Below are 16,460 nucleotides of genomic sequence, written 5' to 3'. Positions count from 1 at the left end.
GGGGAAACGGTCAACGGGAGGTGGGGCGGAGCACGCGCGGCGCATCGACCACCGTGCCCAGGATTTGAAGGTAGCGTTGGCCGAACTCGACAGTCCGTCGGTGGAGCGCGATTCTAGCGGCGGCCTCGGCGGCCTCGTCAACGCCGCTGGGCAGCGACTGCCAGGCCTTACGGAGCAGCGCGGCCAGCGCCGCGGAGTCCTTCGGGTCGAAGTAGACCGCCTGGGGATGGGCCTGCTCGCGGTGCACGGCGAGGTCTGAGGCAATCAGTGGCTTGCCCATGGACTTGGACTCCTCGACGCTGCTGCTCCAGCCCTCGAAGAAGGAGGGGTTGACCACCGCGACGCTGGCGCGCATCAGCCCCTGCACGTCGGCGTAGGCGATGCTGCCCAGCAGCCGGACGTGCTGGTGCAGATCCTGCTCGTCGCGGACGCGCAGGGCCTCTTCGGCCAGCGTGTTCCCGTTCGGGTCCTTGATCCAGCCGGTGCACACTAGCGTGACATCCAGGCCCTCCCGCTTGAGCTGGCCGACAGCCTCGAAGGCTGCCCGGTGGTTCTTGTGGGCCCAGAACTGATTGGGCAGGAAGAAGAAGCGCTCCGGCAGGCTGTGCCTGTCCAGCAGCGCGCGCGTCGCCTCGGCGTTGGCCGGACCGAGGTGCAGCTGAGAGACGAAGGGCAGCACGTGGGTCCGCGCCGGACGGGCCTCGCCCGTCACCTGGGCGAAGTCCTTGCGCGCGTCCTCGCTGCTGACGACCACCGCGTCGCTGCGGCGGTGCAGCGCGCGCAGGTCGGCGCTGCGGCGGTCGACATCCAGTCCCGGGAAGAGGTGGGGTAGGTGCAGGTACTGGAAGTCCGGGATCCAGGAGATTAGCCGGAAGCGCGGGCTCAGGCGCTCCACCATCGACGGGTGCGACACGACGTCCACGCCGTGGCGGCGCAGTTCGCGTTCGACGAACACCTGCGAGCGCAGGCCGCGGTAGGCCAACCGGTGGAAGAACCAGGGCACCGTGCCGCGGGTGAGGATGTCCAGCTGGACGACCTCGGCCACGGCCTGGAACTCCGCCAGCAGCCGGTCCGGCAGGTCCTTGCCGATGAACAGCGTGACGCGCAGGTGCGCCGGCCGCGCGGCGTGCACCGCATGCAGCAGGTTCCGGAAATAGTTCAGGCCGCCGGCATAGGCCAGGCCGAAGTCGAACCAGAAGCCGACATGGATCGGCTTTTCGGGGGAGGCGGTCACGGGTGTCGTGGCAGTCATGGGGCGGGAGGGCGGGCGGCGCGGGCCCACGCGGCGTAGTCGGCAAGGCCGTCGTCCAGCGACGTCTCCGGACGCCACCCCGTGGCGTGCATCCGTTCGACGGCGGCGAGGTAGAAGCGGGGATCGCCGGCGCGGACGGTGCCGTTGAAACGGATCTCCGCGTGACTGCCGAGCAAGCGGGCCAGCCGTTCCAGCACCTCGCGCACGGTCACGCGTTCGCCGGAGGCGCCGTTGACGATCTCCAGGCGGGCGGGGATCACTGGCGCTGCCGTGGCGCGGTTGGCGAGGTGCAGCATCAGCGCCGCCGCGTCCTCGACGTGGATCCAGTCGCGGGTCTCGTCGCCGGTGCCGAAGAAGGTCTGCTGCGATTCGCCCGACAGCAGCCGCCCCGACGCGTCCCACAGCAGTTGCTTGCGCAGGCCGGGGCCGTAGATGGAGAAGAAGCGCACCGCGACTGCCGGCTGGCCGAAGCAGGCGGCGTGCGCCGCTAGCAGCGTCTCCACCATCTGCTTGTGGAAGCCGTAGGGCGAGACCGGGTTCGGAGTGTCCGACTCCAGCAGCGGCCGGTCCGGCGCCGCGCCGTAGACGGCCGCGCTCGACGGATAGAGCACCACGGCGACCGGTGCATGCCGGCGCAGGTGCTCCAGGAGCATCACCGTACTGCCGACGGTGCGCTCGTAGGCGTCCAGCGGCTGCTCCAGCGAGTACGGCACGGAGCCGTTGCTGGCGCAATGCGCCACCGCGCGCAGATTCTGGCCGAGATCGGCCAGGCCGGTGAGCGCCTCGGCCGTCACGCCGGCATTGACCCAGCGGTCGTAGCCGGCGACGCGGGCCTCGTCGTCGGTCCAGCGGCCATGACCGAGGCCCACGACCCGCCAGCCCGCGGCGCGGAAGCGCCGCGCGCAGGCCTGGCCGAGGAAACCGGCGCCGCCGGTCACGAGCACGGTGCGCGTCATGTTAGTGGCGGACTCCGTCGTCGGCGCGGACCAGGTCGCGGATCTTTCTGAGCTGGCCGGTGCGCAGGTCGTACAGCGACAGGTCCCCGATCTTGGCGAGCCGGGTCTCGAAGTCGTCGAAGGTCAGCTGGCCCTGCTCGTCATGGAATTCGCGAAACTGCGCGCGGCGGTAGACCTCGTGGGGCGTCTTCACCGGCAGGTCGCCGAGCACGTCGTCGCGCACGAAGAAGACGTTGTTGCCGGCCCGGTTGCCGGCGACCAACGAGTAACCCTTGCGCGCCGCCAGCGCGGTCAGCGCCGAGATCGACGCGCCGTAGTAGACGCGGGAATGGTGCGCCTGCCCGCGGACGAAGGCCGGGTCGTAGGGCGTGGTGACCTCGGCGTCGGGGCCGAATTGGCTGCTGTACTCGCAGATGACGATGCGCGGCGAGACCGCGTCGATCGCTTGCCAGACCCAGTAGTCGTTGCCGTCGATGTCCACCGACAGCAGCCCGATGTCGCCGCTCATGCCGTTGGCGCGCAGCAGCTGGTTGATGTTGTCCTTGTCGATGAAGGCGCACTCGGCCTTCAGGTTGGACGCCCAGTAGATGACGTCCTGCTTGATATAGGCAATGTTCTCGGGCGAGCCGTCCATCACCAGGCCCGACCACTGGTTGTTGGTCAGCAGGAAGCGGGTGTTGGACTCGACGTAGTTCTCGACGCCGAACTCGACGAAGACGCGGCGCTTGATCGGCACGCGGCGGATGAGGTGCTGGATGATCCCGTCCTCGCCCCACTGGGAGAAGACACGGAACTCGGCTTCTTCAAGCGTGGCGGCGCTGGTCTGTCGCTGCTCGATCCGGCCCAGCGCTTCCTGCACGCGCATGAGTCGTTCCGACAGCGAGTTGAAACGCCGGTAGGTTCTCAGGATTCTCTTCAGCATGGCACTCAATTCCCCTGGTTGAGATGGCGAAGGATCTTGGCCGGTACACCGCCGGCCACGGTTCGATCAGGCACGTCGCGGGTGACGACGGCATTGGCGGCAACGACGGCGTTGCGCCCGATGGTGACGCCCGGGAGGATGACGGCGCCGGCGGCAATCCAGCATCCCTCGAGCAGGCGGACCGGCCCCTTGAAGCCGTCTTCCTGGGCGCGGATCGGCAGGTCGGGGCGGTCGAAATGGTGGTCGGCGTCCAGTATCAGCACGCGGTCGCCGATCAGCACGTTGGCGGCGATGTCGACCTCGCGCCAGGCGTTGATCTGGACCATGCGGCCGATGTAGGTGCCGTCGCCGATGCGCAGCGTCGGCTGGCCGTCGCCGCGGTCGTCCTTGGCGTTGAGCCAGGCGTCGGCGCAGATGTGCACGTGGTTACCCACGTTCACCAGGTGCGGCGACATCAGCTTGGCCGGGTACTCGAGGCGCGAGCGCGGCCCCCACTGCGCGAAGCGCCAGCGCTGCAGCTCCGTGTGCAGCCGGAGCTGGACGGACCGCAGCCGGTCCAGCCAGTCCTCATGGCGCGGCTGGGCGTGGCGGAGCTCAGACATGGGGCGCGGCCTCCGCGGTCCGCCGGCCCAGCGAGGCCCAGCGCCGGTGGTGGTTGAGCAGCGACACCGGAGTGTCCGAAGCTACCGAACTCATCACCGTGTCCACGGTCGGGTCCTGGGCCAGTTCGGCGAACGGCCGGCGGCTCCAGGCCGGGAAATCGGGCACGGTGAACGAGGTCTGCATCCAGTTGCAGCACTGCGTGATGTAGTAGCAGCACAGCGCGTCCTCGCGCATCACTGGCGTCACCGCGCGTCTGCCGGCTACGGCGTCGTCGAGGAAGCCGAAGTAGGCCTGGGCCGTCGTCGCCTTCAGCACGAAGCCGAGGTCGGCGTAATAGGACGTCGACTCGGTGATGACCAGCTTGCCGTGGGCTACCGCCTCAACGCCAACGGTGGAGGAGTACACGACCACGGCCGCGACCTGTTCCATCAGGTCGTAGCTGTTGACCGGATCCTCGGCGCCGATGAAGTGCAGCCGCGGATGGTCGCCGAAGTGCTGGCGCAGCAGTGCGCGCGTGTCGTCCACGCTGCGGGCGATGGGCAGGCGCTCGACCGGATGCTGGCGCACCAGCACCGGCGCCTGGGAGTGCTCCAGCACGTGCCGCACCGTCTGGACGATCCAGTCCTGCGTGGTCTCAAACACCGCATGCAGCCCCAGCGCCGCGGAGTCCCACGGCGAGTTCAGCGCGATGAGCACGCCGCCTTCGTATTCGGGCCGCTTGCCCGAAGCGCCCTTGACCTGCGACGAGAACTTGTCGGTGCCGGCGCGGCGCCTGCCGATCTCCTCCTCGGCGAAACCGATGACGAGCAGGCGTTCTTCGGCCGCCTGCGTCTCGTCCCGCAGCGTGGCGTAGGCGCGCGGGATGTCGTGCAGTTGGCAGGCGATGCCGTCGGCGGCCAGCAGCAGCACGCCGTAGCCGCCCGAGTCGTAGGTCGACACGCGGATGCCGCGCGACCGGCCGGTGCGCAGCCACAGGCCAGAGGTGGCGCAGATGCCGCCGGGCACGAAGAGCAGGTCCTGCGGATGCCGGTCGAGCAGGGACGTGATCGCCCGCTGCGCGTCGACGAGCTGTGCGGCGGAGCACCGCATTCCCTCCGCATCTATCCCGGTCTCGCCCTTGCGGACCCAGACGGCGTTCAGGTAGGCCAGGCGGTCGATGGCGGCGCGGGTGTCGGTGTCGATGTCGATGTCGCTGGCGGTGCGGTAGTCGCTTAGCCGCAGCACCGGGTGCCGGCGGCCGACGACCGCCAGCACCGCGCGTAGACAACTCAGCTGCAGGCGCCAGATGCGGCTGTCGGCGCCGAAAAGCTGGTCGTCCAGCACGAAGGTCACGCGCTGGCCCCGGCCCGCCAGTAGCAGGCCGACGGCCATCGAGAACCATGGTACCGGCGATCCGAACCAGGGCGTGATGACCGCGGCCGCGCGCGGCGCCTCGGCGCCGGCTGGCGCGGACGGCGCCTGCCGCACGAAGCGGAGCATGCGCCAGGTGTCGCCCAGCCACTGGACGAGCGTCGGCTCGTCCCAAAGGCGGCGCTTTAGGGTCTTGAGGGATTCCGGCAGGAACGACGTGGAGGACATGACGCGAAGGGGAGCCCGGGTTAGGAAGACTTGCGATGGAAGAGGAACAGCGCGATGCCGACGAGCGCCAGAATCGCGGCCTTGATGCCGATCAGCGCCGGCGCTGCCAGCGGCAGCGCCTGGATCTGCAGCGCGGTCCAGCCAATGCCGGCCGCCGCGGCCGTGCCGCCCAGCGCCGAACGCCAGCGGGACGTGCCTGTCAGTCGCCAGGCCGCCCACTGGCTCATCAGCATGCGTACCAGAAAGCCGCCGGCCACGGCCAACGCGCCGCCAGCGACATGATGCGTCGGCACCAGCCACAGGCCCAGCCCCGCCGCAACCACCGCGCTCGCGATGCTGATCGTCACCGACGTCTTGATCTTGTGGTGGTAGAGCAGGGCCGTCTCGGATACCAGCGTCGCCGCCAGCGTGAAATTGCCGACCGCCAGCACCGTCATCGCGTCCAGCCCGTGGCCGTAGCCGTGCGGTGCCACGACGGCGATCAATTCGTGCGCGAAGAGCATCAGCGCGGCGAACACGGCCGTCATCATGAGCAGCAGCAGCCGGCCGGCCTTGGCCAGTGCCTCGTTCACATGGGCGGCATCGCTGCCGAAGATCATCGGTTGCAGCGCGGCCCCGAAGGAGGTGCAGGCCATGGCCACGATCATCGACAGCTGCTGCGCCAGGCCGAAGACGCCGAGCTCCTCGGAGGACACGTGGCGTTGCAGCAGCAGCGTGCTGAAGCGGCTCAGCACGAAGTAGGCCAGATAGCCTACCAGCACGGGCAGCGCGAATTTCAGCGTCTGGACCAGGTCGGCACGACGCGGCCACCAGTGAAAGCGCCGGCCCAGCAGGGCCGGCAGCGCGGTCGCCGGCACCAGGGCGCTGATCAGCAGCGCCAGCAGGATGCCCTCGAGCCGCATCTGTCCCGCGAGCAGCGCGGCGGTCGCCACCGCGGCCATCACCGCCGAGGCACCCAGTTGCAGGCCGACCACGGCGAACACCTTGCCTTCGGAGCGGAGCCACACCACCGACAGCGCGCCCAGGAAGCCGGCGGCTGAGATCGCCAGCGCGAAGGGCAACGCCGGTCGCACCGGCACCGCGGGCGACATCAGGCGCCACAGCGGGCCGCCCCAGAGCAGCGAGACGCCGCCCAGCAGGGCCAGCGTGGCCAGGAACATCCACAGCACCGAACTGATGTACGCGTGCTGCTCGCCGGCCTTGCGGCGATCGAAATACAGCCGTGCCACGGCGGAGGGAATCCCGAGGTGCAGTGCGTAGGTCAGGATGTCGATGTTGGCCCGGACCGCCACGTAGTGGCCGAACTCCGCCTGGCTGAGCGCACGGGTGTACAGCGGCAGCAGCAGGAAGCCGCCGACGGCGACCACGGCCACGTCGGCCAAGCCGTAGAGGGCGCTTGAGGAGAGGAGACGTCGGGTGTCCATGGGGTGTCGCGGGAGGGGACACGGGCGCGCGTCCCCGTCCGGAGACCGCATGCCGCGCACGCCCTCACTCGTGCGCGTTCAGCGCCTTGTAGCCATGGCCCTTGACCAGCTCGTCGCGCTGCGCGCTGATCAGGTCCTCGCGGGTCATCTCGCGCACCAGCTCCTCGAAGCTGATCTTGGGCGACCAGCCGAGCTGCTTCTTCGCCTTGCTGGGGTCGCCCAGCAGCGTCTCGACCTCGGCCGGACGGAAGTAGCGCGGGTCCACCGCCACGGCGACGCGCTCGCCGCCGGCCGCGTCGACCAGGTAGGCCTTCTCGTCGATGCCGCTGCCTTCCCAGCGAAGCGTCATCTCCAGTTCCCTGGCGGCGGCCTTGACGAAGTCGCGCACGCTGTACTGCACGCCGGTAGCGATAACGTAGTCCTCGGGCGTGTCCTGCTGGAGCATCAGCCACTGCGCTTCGACGTAGTCCTTCGCATGGCCCCAGTCGCGCAGCGAGTCCATGTTGCCCAGGTAGAGGCAGTTCTGCAGGCCCAGCTTGATGCGGGCCAGCGCGCGGGTGATCTTGCGCGTCACGAAGGTCTCGCCGCGCAGCGGGGACTCGTGGTTGAACAGGATGCCGTTGCACGCGTACATGCCGTAGGACTCGCGGTAGTTCACCGTGATCCAGTAGCCATAGAGCTTGGCCACGCCGTACGGGCTGCGCGGGTAAAAGGGCGTGGTCTCCTTCTGCGGGATCTCCTGCACCTGGCCATACATCTCGGAGGTGCTGGCTTGGTAGAAGCGGGTCTTCCTTTGCAGACCCAGCAGGCGGACCGCCTCCAAGATGCGCAGCGGGCCGATGGCGTCGGAGTTGGCCGTGTACTCGGGCTCCTCGAAGCTTACGTGCACGTGCGACTGCGCGGCCAGGTTGTAGATCTCGTCGGGCTGGACCTGCTGGATGATGCGGACCAAGCTGGACGAGTCGGTCATGTCGCCGTAGTGCAGGAACAGCCGCGTATCGGGCAGGTGCGGATCCTGGTACAGGTGGTCGATGCGGTCGGTGTTGAACAACGACGAACGTCGGCGGATGCCGTGCACGACATAGCCCTTGCCGAGCAGGAACTCCGCCAGGTAGGCACCGTCCTGGCCGGTGATGCCGGTGATGAGAGCGACTTTTTGATTCATGGCTGCGCGTTCGATGAAATGCGTGGGAGTGGGACGAGGGACGGGCAGAATCAGCGGGCACCGGGCGCGTCGGCCCAGTGCGAAGCCAGCGCCCAGTCGTCGGCGGTGTCGATGTCCAGGCTCTCGCGAGCGTCGGTCATTACGAAGGGCAGGACGCCAGGCCGCACGATGGGGCGGCCGGCGCGGGCGTCCTCGGCCGGGATCACGTAGAGCGCGCCGTTGAGCGCGTAGGCCGGGGTCAGGTCTTGCGAGCGCAGCGACAGTGGTTCCCAGCCGAGGCTCGGACGCAGCTCGCCGTCCAGCCAGGAGAAAGTCCAAGCCGGGTGCGAAGCCGCGGGGCTGACGCTGACGACCGGGTGGCGCGTTGGCCCGGATTGATCGGCGTAGGCACGGACCGCACCGCGGATCGCTTCGGAGCTCCGGAACGGGCTGGTTGGCTGCAGCAGCAGCACCGCGTCGACGGCGCCGTGCGTCTGTTCGTACCAGGCCAGAGCATGTGTGATGACGCCCGCGCTGCCGGCGGTGTCGGTCGCCAGTTCGGTCGGCCGCAACCAGGGCACCATCGCGCCGCCGGCGCGGGACGTCTCGGCGATCTCCTCGTCGTCGGTGCTCACCAGCACGTCGGCGCAGACGCCGCTCTCGAGCGCCGCCGCGATCGACCACTGGATCAGCGGACGTCCGCCGAGCGGCAGCACGTTCTTGCGCGGCAGCCGCTTGCTGCCGCCGCGGGCGGGCACGAGCGCGAGCAGGCGCGGCAGATCAGCCATGGAACAGCCCCGCGACGTCGTACTGGGCGCGCTGGAAGTCTTCCATGCGGCCGATGTCCAGCCAGTACTCGTGGACCGGGAACATGTTGACCGGCTGGCCCAGGTCCATGCGCTGCTGCAGCAGCGTGGGCATGTCGATGCGCTGGCCGCGCGCGACGCCTTCCAGGACGGCCGGCGACAGCACGTAGATGCCGGCGTTGATGAAGTAGCGGTAGGCCGGCTTCTCGACCATCGAGGTGATGCGCAGGCCGTCGCCCTCGATGACGCCGTAGGGCACGCGGTGCTCGTGCTCGCGCACGCACATGGTGGCGATGCCGTCGTGGCTGTCGTGGAAATCCAGCAGCTTGTTGAAGTCGAGGTTGGTCAGCAGGTCGCCGTTCATCATGAACATCGGCTCGCGGATCGCGTCGCGCGGCAGCAGGCCTAGCGCGCCGCCGGTGCCCAGCGGCTCGTCCTCGTGCACGTACTGGACCTCGATGTCCCAGCGGCTGCCATCGCCGATGTGCTCGCGGATCATCTCGGGCAGATAGTGCGTGGAGATGAAGAAGCGGTGAAAGCCGGCACGGACGAAGTTCTCGATGATGATCTCGAGGATGGGCTTGTCGCCGACGTTGAGCAGCGGCTTGGGGCAGTTGTCGGTGAGCGGCTGCAGCCGGGTGCCGAAGCCGCCGGCCATCAGGAACACCGCGTTGTCGCGGCGCTTGCCGTGCAGCAGGCCGTGCAGCGTCTCGATGCCGACGACGCGGCCGTCGGCGTCGACCAGCGGGATCTGCGAGACCTGGTGGCGTTCCATCAACTGCAGGATGCGCTCCTTGGTCGAGCCGGCAGGCGCGGTGCGCGGCTGGCGCGCCATCACGTCGGCGACCGGCGCGTCGAGGCGCACCTGGCGGATCAACGCGCGGCGCACGTCGCCGTCGGTGACGGTGCCGAGGATGCGGCGCTGCGCGTCGACGACGACGGCGATCTGCAGCCCGCCGCGGTCCAGCACGCCCATGGCGGCTTGCAGCGGCAGGTCAGGGGCGATGAGGACGGAATCCCAGGAAGTCATGCTTGTCGTCAGTCCAGAGAGGGGGCGTTCGACGCGGAGGTCGCGCCGGTGCGCCGGTGCGGCGCGTGGCATGCGCCGTCGGGCAGATCGCGCGCCAGCGTGCTGCCGGCGGCGACGAGGCAGCCGCGGCCGAGCTTCACCAGCGGCAGCAGCGTCGCCGACGCGCCGACGAAGCTCTCGTCGCCCACGCGCACACCGCCGCACAGCACGGCGCCCGGAGCGATGTGGACGTGCTCGCCGATGTCGCCGTCGTGATCGATCGTCGCGCCGGTGTTGAGGATGGTGTTGCGGCCGATGCGGACGTCGGGTTGGACGATGACGCCGGCCATGAACTGCGCGCCGTCCGCGACGACCGCCGATTCGTCCACCAGCGCCGACGGGTGGATCAGCGCCGGGAAGCGGTAGCCGAGCGCCGTCAGCGCGCGGAAGCGCTCCGCGCGCAGGCGCGAGCCGGGCGCCGTGCCGATGCCCAGCGCCAGTTCGTGACCATCGGGCGCGAAACGCGTCAGCGCGCTGTCGTCGCCCAGCACCGGCAGCCCGCGCCATTCGCGCACGCCCGCGGCCGCGAGCGACGGGTCGCACACGCCCGCCAGCCAGCGTCCCGCGGCCCGCGCGAGCGCGGCCACGACCTTCGCGTGCCCGCCGGCGCCGAGCAGGATCAGCGGCGGTGCATGCACGGGGAGGGCGGTGGGGGCGGGATGCGGCGTCATGGTGCTGATGTTCAGACGGTGTCGCCGCCTTGGTAGTCGCGCACGGCGACGGTCCCGACCAGGCCCCACAGCGCCGTCGGAGGCAGCCCTTGGCCGCTGCGCGCAGTCGACAGGTCGGCGCGCGCGAAGGTGTCGCCGGCGCTCAGGTCGCGGGTCACGACCACTTGCTGGCGCGCCGCCTTGCGGGTGTCCCATTCGCTGGCCTGCGGGCTCTTGACGCCGTCCCCCAGGGCCAGCGCGATGGCGCGGATCTCGCGGATCATGCGGGACAGTTCGTCCGGTTCCAGCGAGGCGCGGTGGTCCGGCCCGAGCATCGTGCGGTCGAGGGTGAAATGCTTTTCGATCAGCACCGCGCCGCGCGCCACGGCGGCCACGGGGATGAGGACGCCTTCGGTGTGGTCGGAGTAGCCGACCGGCAGGCCGAACGCATGACGCAGCGTGTCCATCGCGATGAGGTTCACCTCGTGCATCGGCGTCGGGTACTGCGAGGTGCAATGGAGCAGCGTGACCCGGCCCTGCAGCGAGCGGCGCCATTCGGCCCGGCTCCAGCCCTGCCACACCTCGTCGACGTGGCGCGGCTCCTCGTCGACGTTGAAGGCGTGCACGATCACCGCCAGCGCCTGCTCGACCTCCGACAACGTCGCCATGCCGGTCGACACCACCAGGGGTTTGCGCTGGCGTGCGAACTTCCACAGCAGCGGCCCGTTGGTGATCTCGCCCGACGGCACCTTGTAGAAGGGCATGCCGAGCGATTCGAGGAAATCGAGGCTGTCCGGATCGAAGGCCGTGGACAGGAACTGGATGCCGCGGGACAGCGCGCGTTCACGGAGTTCGTAGTGCCACTCGCGCGGCAGTTCGAGCTTGCGCAGCATGTCGAGCTGCGACTCCGCCGCCTCGGTGGTCTGCTTCTGATAACCGGCCTTGGGCGCGGTGCGGCTGGCCAGCTTCTTCGCGTCGAAGGTCTGGAACTTGACCGCGTCGGCACCTGCGTCGGCGGCCCGGTCGACGAGTTCGCGCGCGAGCGCCAGGTCGCCGTTGTGGTTCACGCCGGCCTCGGCGATGACGTAGACAGGGTTCATGGGGCGTTGACGCTCGGCGCGCCGGTGGGGGTGCGATTCACGAAAGGCTTCTCGAGCGTGGCCAGCGAGACGCTCTCCAGGACGTCGACGATGCGCCGCGCCGCGCCGGGGCGGCCGTACGGGGTGTCGCGGTCCTGGGCTAGGCGGCGGTGGTCGTCGCTCAACGCCTGCGCCAGCGCGGCGCGGATGGCGTCGAGGTCCTCGCCGCAATGCAGCACCGACGGTGCCCGCAGCCGGCCCTGCTGGCGGCTGCCGATGTCGAGGGTGGGCACGCCCATGGCGGGCGCCTCGAGCAGGCCGCTCGACGAATTGCCGACGACGGCGTCGACCTGCGCCATCAGGCTCAGGTAGCGGCGCGCGCCGAGCGACTCGACCAGGACCACGCGCCCAGGACGTTGCGCGGCGAAACGCTCCAGCGTCTGGCGGATGCCCGACGCGCCGGGGTCGGCGTTGGTCCCGGTGATGACGACGCTGCCGCCGGTCTCGTCCAAGGCGGTCAGCAACGCCTTCATGGCGCCCAGCCCGGCGTCTTCGCGGAGGGTGACGGGGTGGTAGGTCACCAGGAAGCTGGGCGAACGCAGCGTCAGCCCCAGGTGCTGTTCCAGCGCCTCGCGCGGCACGGCGTCCAGCGCCGCGATGTTGTCCATCGCCGGCGCGCCGACGTTCCAGATCCGGGCCGGCGACTCTCCCATCTGGCGCAGGCGCTCGGCATACGGTTCGGCGGCCGGGAAGTGCAGGTGGGCCAGCTTGCTGACGGCATGGCGGATCGACTCGTCGATCGCGCCCTCGGTGGTCTCTCCGCCGTGCAGATGAGCGATCGGCACCCGCGCCAGTACCGCCGCCTGCGCCGCCGCCAGCAGCTCGTAGCGGTCGCCGAGCAACACGAGGAGATCGGGGTGCAACCGATCCAGCGCTTCCGCCGTGCCCATCATGGCCAGTGCGGCCGATTTGGCTGTGGCCACGGCGCTGTCGCCGGTCAATAGCATGTCGACCGCGGCGTCGATCAAGAAACCGTCAGCCTCGATGTCGCGGCGGGTCAGGCCGTGCTGCGGCGACAGGTGGGTGCCGCTGGCAATGACCCGCAGCACCAGTCCGTCCCGGTCCGCGATCTCGCGCATCAACGGGCGCAGCAGGCCGTACTCGGCCCGCGTACTGGTGAAGACGGCAATGCGGCGCGGGGTCATGTCGCGTCCGGCGTCACGCTGCTGGGCAGGTTCACGACGCGCGCTTCCAGCCATTCCGCGTTGTCCAGCGGACCGCGCGGCGCGTTCGCGTACAGCGGCAGGCGGTTCATCAGCGCCCAGATCGGGCGCGTCATCACGCCGGCGTCGTTGGTCGCCTTGAGCAGCGCGTCGCGCTGCGCCGGCGTCTCGCAGATGACGCCGTTGAGCCAGTAGTTGGAGCGGCAGTGTTCGGGCTCGACGATGGGCTGCAGGTCCGACCCGGCGAAGAACGCGATGTAGCGCTCCGCCAGCGCGCGCTTGGAGGCCAGGAAGGCCGGCAGCTGCTCCAACTGCGCGCAGCCCAGCGCCGCGTTCAGGTTGGGCATGCGGTAGTTGTAGCCGACCTCGTCGTGGAAGAACTCGTACGGATGCGGGATCTTGGCCGTCGTCGTCAGATGCTTGGCCCGCTTGCCGATGACCTCGTCTGCCAGCACCATGCCGCCGCCGCCGGTGGTCATGATCTTGTTGCCGTTGAAGCTCAGCACGCCGATGCGGCCGAAGTTGCCGGTATGGCCGCCCTTGTAGGTGCTGCCCAGCGATTCAGCCGCGTCCTCGACCAGCACCAGGTGCCAGCGTTCGCACACCGCGACCAACGCGTCCAGCTCGACCGGATGGCCGAAGGTGTGCATCGGCAGGCAGGCGCGGATGCGCCGGCCGCCGTCCCGCGTGCGGCATACGCCGTCGTCGTCGATTCGCGCATGCTCATCGAGCCACGCATCCAGCGCCGTCGGCGACAGCCCGAGCGTGTGTCGGTCAACGTCGATGAACAGAGGCTCCGCGCCGCAGTACGCGATCGCGTTGCAGGTCGCCACGAAGGTCAGCGCCTGCGTCACCACCAGGTCGTCCCGCTTCACGCCGGCCAGCACCAGCGCGATGTGCAGCGCCGCCGTGCCGTTCATTACCGCCACCGCGCGCGGGCTACCGGTGAAGGCGGCCATGCCCTTCTCGAAGCGGTCGACATAAGCGCCCACGCTCGACACGAAGGTCGAGTCGATGGTGTCCACCAGCAACTCGCGTTCGCGTCCGCGGAACACGGGCGCGTGCAGCGGGATGAACTCGTTGGTGGCGTACTGCTCGCGGATGAAACCGACCAGGCGATCGAACACGGCTTGTCTCCCCGGGGCTCAGACGTTGTAGATGTGGGCCTTGTACTTCACCAGGTTGGCCGGCTGCGTCATCCACTCGATGGTGCGGCGCAGGCCGTCGCGGATGTCGTGACGCGGCTCGAAACCGGTGAGCGCGTGGATGCGGGTGTTGTCGCACCACAGGCGGAAGACCTCGGACTTCTCCGGGCGGATGCGCTGGTCGTCGGTGATGAACTCTACGTCGCTGCCCATCAGTTCCTTGATCAGGTTGAGCGTGTCGCCCACCGAGATCTCGAAGTTGGAGCCGATGTTCACGGTCTCGCCGATGGCTTCTTTGCAGCGCGCCAGCTCGAGGAAACCGCGGCAGGTGTCGGCCACGTAGTTGAAGTCGCGCGTGGGCGTGGTGTCGCCCAGCTTGATCTGCTTCATGCCCGAGGCGATCTGCGTGATGATTGTCGGGATTACCGCGCGCGCCGACTGGCGCGGGCCGTAGGTGTTGAACGGGCGCGCGATCGTCAGCGGCAGGTTGAACGCGTTGAAGTAGCTCATCGCCATCGCGTCCGCGCCGATCTTGGACGCGCTGTACGGCGACTGCGGCTGCAGCGGGTGCTTCTCGTCGATGGGTACGTAGCGCGCGGTGCCGTAGACCTCGCTCGTCGAGGTGTGGATCACGCGCTGCACGCCGTTGTCCAGCGCAGCCTGGCAGATGTTGAGCGTGCCCTTGACGTTGGTGTCGACGTAGCTGTCTGGCGCCACATACGAGTAGGGGATCGCGATCAGCGCCGCCAAGTGGAACACCGCGTCCTGTCCCTGCGTGACCTTGCGGCAGAAGTGGGGATCGCGGACGTCGCCGCTGATGACCTCCACATCTTTCGCGCAGTCGATGTCGTCCAGCCAGCCCCAGTTGTTGAAGGAGTTGTATTGACTGAGTGCCTTGACCTCGAAGCCTTCGCGGACGAGCAATTCGACGAGGTGAGAGCCGATGAAGCCATCGGCGCCAGTAACGAGTACGCGTTTCATGGTTTTATTGAATCGAATGTCTGTCTATCTGCGAGGGCGTTCCGGGCTGCCGCATCTTCAACCTGCGGAGTCGCAAGCTCCGCATGAAGTTGATCGATCATCAATCGCAGCGATTCGAACTCCGCCTCCTTACGGGCAAGGAATTCACGGGTCATCTGAGCCTTCTCACGTAACCCTGTGGGTGTGAGTAGATAGCTGTAGGCCAACTTCTGCCCGCTCTGTTCAAAGTTCCGTACCTTGATTAGCCCTTTCGCTAGCAAGGCCTGCAACAGATAGTGAGCCTTGCCCAGACTCACGCCGAGCCGTTTAGCAAGAAGGCGCTGCGAAATGTGTGGATCCTGTTCCAGCTCGCGGAGAACCATAAGCCGCGCGTCATCATGCGCGGCAGGCAGCGGGACGGGGGCGAATGGCGGGGCGATGCTCAAGGTTGGTGTTCAAGCGTTGAACGCCAACTGTAGCATGACAGGCGCCTCACATGCGGCGCCTCTTCGTGTCAACTGGGCTAAGTCGCGGCGCTCTCGGTCAACGAGGTCCTGATGTGGCGGGTGATCGTCACTACGCTCAAAAGCAGGAACGCGACCAATGTTGCGACGACGCCGATGATTGCCCGTTTCGGCTTACTCTTCCATTCAGGAACCTGGGCAATATCGATAATTTGGATTGCAGTGTTATCGTGACTCTCATCAAGTCTCGCAGCCTCGTACTGCTTGGACAGTTGCTCGTAGAGTGCTTCCTGATACTTGTATTCGCGGTACTTGTTCAAATAGTTAGCGTTCTGCGATGTGTTTGTGCGTAGCTCCATTGCCTGAAGCTGCTCGCGCAAGACCGCAGCCGTTGAAGCAAGTTGGCGAACTTCTGGGGCAGTGTCGGTGAGGCGGGTGCGCATAACCTGGAGTTGCACTTCCAGCGTCGTCAATTGGGCCTTTGTGCGTCCGTACTCTTCTGCGGCAGTCTTCGGTTCGGCGCGAATGGCACCTGGGTCAAACCCGCTGGTCTGTAGGGCTTGTTCAGCCGCAATCAGACGGTCATGAGTCTGTTTCATTTGCTGCTCGAAGAAGGCGCGCCGACGCTGGGCATCAGTCAAATTCATCGATGCACTGAAAATCTTGAGTTCCGTAACGTATTGGTTTGCGATGTCTGCGGCTCGCTTGGGGTCCGCGTCGTCGACTTCCAAATTGATGATGCCATCGCGTTTACCGAATGTGATGCGAGTCCGATTCATCAGGATGCCGCGGGTCTCGAATTGGAACTTTGCCTTGTACAGCTCTTTCAGCTTGAAGCGTTCGATCAATCGGTCTGCGATGGTTTCGCTCTTCAGCAAAGAAACGAAAGTCTCACCCGAAACGCTGGATGGGCCCGAGCTACCGGCAAGTCCGGCTAGTGGACCCAAGGCTGAAAGCGCTGCATTCAGCGTACCGCCGGAGCTCTGCGGTGGGATGAATGCGGTCCTAGCGGTGTATTGGGGTGCCAGAAGGAACGAGAGTCCGAATGCCGCGGCACCAATCAATAGCGCTCCAAAGCACAACTTCAACTTGTGCTTCCAAAGTTGGCCCACTATGACGTCGAGCCCGAATTCGTTCAGCGGCGAGGCTTGAGGGCTTGCCAACATCTGATGGTCTTGTTGCATA

At 67.8% G+C, this 16,460-nt stretch carries 16 protein-coding genes; all 16 read right to left on the bottom strand.

The genetic code is table 11. The features are described from left to right. Nucleotides 1–10: 10 nt before the first annotated feature. A complete protein-coding gene (locus tag SNE35_RS07110; protein WP_320422167.1) occupies nucleotides 11–1,252 on the bottom strand; it encodes a glycosyltransferase family 4 protein in 1,242 nt (413 codons plus the stop codon). Beyond that, nucleotides 1,249–2,208, bottom strand: coding sequence for an NAD-dependent epimerase/dehydratase family protein (locus SNE35_RS07105; protein ID WP_320422166.1), 960 nt, complete (start codon nucleotides 2,206–2,208; stop codon nucleotides 1,249–1,251). The genes SNE35_RS07110 and SNE35_RS07105 overlap by 4 nt, the downstream gene beginning before the upstream one ends. Nucleotide 2,209: 1 nt before the next feature. Then, nucleotides 2,210–3,130, bottom strand: coding sequence for a hypothetical protein (locus tag SNE35_RS07100; RefSeq protein ID WP_320422165.1), 921 nt, complete (start codon nucleotides 3,128–3,130; stop codon nucleotides 2,210–2,212). Between the two features lie 5 nt (nucleotides 3,131–3,135). Beyond that, nucleotides 3,136–3,732, bottom strand: coding sequence for an acyltransferase (locus SNE35_RS07095; protein WP_320422164.1), 597 nt, complete (start codon nucleotides 3,730–3,732; stop codon nucleotides 3,136–3,138). Continuing rightward, nucleotides 3,725–5,311 carry a capsular polysaccharide export protein, LipB/KpsS family gene (locus SNE35_RS07090; protein WP_320422163.1) on the bottom strand — a complete coding sequence of 529 codons (1,587 nt, stop codon included), beginning with the start codon at nucleotides 5,309–5,311 and terminating at the stop codon, nucleotides 3,725–3,727. Before SNE35_RS07090 ends, SNE35_RS07095 begins: the two co-directional genes overlap by 8 nt. Nucleotides 5,312–5,331: 20 nt before the next feature. Then, on the bottom strand, nucleotides 5,332–6,735 hold the full coding sequence (locus SNE35_RS07085; protein ID WP_320422162.1) for a lipopolysaccharide biosynthesis protein: 1,404 nt from the start codon (nucleotides 6,733–6,735) through the stop codon (nucleotides 5,332–5,334). Between the two features lie 64 nt (nucleotides 6,736–6,799). Then, nucleotides 6,800–7,900 carry a GDP-mannose 4,6-dehydratase gene (gene gmd / locus SNE35_RS07080; protein WP_320422161.1) on the bottom strand — a complete coding sequence of 367 codons (1,101 nt, stop codon included), beginning with the start codon at nucleotides 7,898–7,900 and terminating at the stop codon, nucleotides 6,800–6,802. 50 nt (nucleotides 7,901–7,950) lie between these two features. Beyond that, the gene (locus SNE35_RS07075) at nucleotides 7,951–8,667 is read right to left on the bottom strand and encodes an acylneuraminate cytidylyltransferase family protein (protein WP_320422160.1); all 717 of its coding nucleotides are present in this window, start codon (nucleotides 8,665–8,667) and stop codon (nucleotides 7,951–7,953) included. Next, the gene (locus SNE35_RS07070; RefSeq protein WP_320422159.1) at nucleotides 8,660–9,715 is read right to left on the bottom strand and encodes a nucleotidyltransferase family protein; all 1,056 of its coding nucleotides are present in this window, start codon (nucleotides 9,713–9,715) and stop codon (nucleotides 8,660–8,662) included. The genes SNE35_RS07075 and SNE35_RS07070 overlap by 8 nt, the downstream gene beginning before the upstream one ends. Before the next feature lie 8 nt (nucleotides 9,716–9,723). Continuing rightward, nucleotides 9,724–10,425: an acetyltransferase gene (locus SNE35_RS07065; RefSeq protein ID WP_320422158.1), complete on the bottom strand. Its 702-nt coding sequence runs from the start codon at nucleotides 10,423–10,425 to the stop codon at nucleotides 9,724–9,726. A gap of 11 nt (nucleotides 10,426–10,436) precedes the next feature. Next, on the bottom strand, nucleotides 10,437–11,504 hold the full coding sequence (gene neuB / locus SNE35_RS07060; protein ID WP_320422157.1) for an N-acetylneuraminate synthase: 1,068 nt from the start codon (nucleotides 11,502–11,504) through the stop codon (nucleotides 10,437–10,439). After that, nucleotides 11,501–12,688, bottom strand: coding sequence for a UDP-N-acetylglucosamine 2-epimerase (neuC, locus tag SNE35_RS07055; RefSeq protein WP_320422156.1), 1,188 nt, complete (start codon nucleotides 12,686–12,688; stop codon nucleotides 11,501–11,503). The genes neuB and neuC overlap by 4 nt, the downstream gene beginning before the upstream one ends. Then, entirely contained in the window at nucleotides 12,685–13,833 is a 1,149-nt protein-coding gene (locus SNE35_RS07050) for a LegC family aminotransferase (RefSeq protein ID WP_320422155.1), read from the bottom strand. Before SNE35_RS07050 ends, neuC begins: the two co-directional genes overlap by 4 nt. Nucleotides 13,834–13,851: 18 nt before the next feature. Further along, nucleotides 13,852–14,832 carry an NAD-dependent 4,6-dehydratase LegB gene (locus tag SNE35_RS07045; RefSeq protein WP_320422154.1) on the bottom strand — a complete coding sequence of 327 codons (981 nt, stop codon included), beginning with the start codon at nucleotides 14,830–14,832 and terminating at the stop codon, nucleotides 13,852–13,854. After that, nucleotides 14,829–15,257, bottom strand: a complete 429-nt coding sequence (locus SNE35_RS07040; RefSeq protein WP_320422153.1) for a MarR family EPS-associated transcriptional regulator — start codon at nucleotides 15,255–15,257, stop codon at nucleotides 14,829–14,831. The genes SNE35_RS07045 and SNE35_RS07040 overlap by 4 nt, the downstream gene beginning before the upstream one ends. 77 nt (nucleotides 15,258–15,334) lie before the next feature. Continuing rightward, nucleotides 15,335–16,459 (bottom strand): GumC family protein, encoded by a 1,125-nt coding sequence (locus SNE35_RS07035; RefSeq protein ID WP_320422374.1) that lies wholly within the window; start codon nucleotides 16,457–16,459, stop codon nucleotides 15,335–15,337. Nucleotide 16,460: the final 1 nt, after the last annotated feature.

Origin of the sequence: Roseateles agri (assembly GCF_034043675.1) — a bacterium.
Lineage (GTDB): Bacteria > Pseudomonadota > Gammaproteobacteria > Burkholderiales > Burkholderiaceae_C > KK5.
This window is presented reverse-complemented; position numbering and strand designations above follow the sequence as displayed.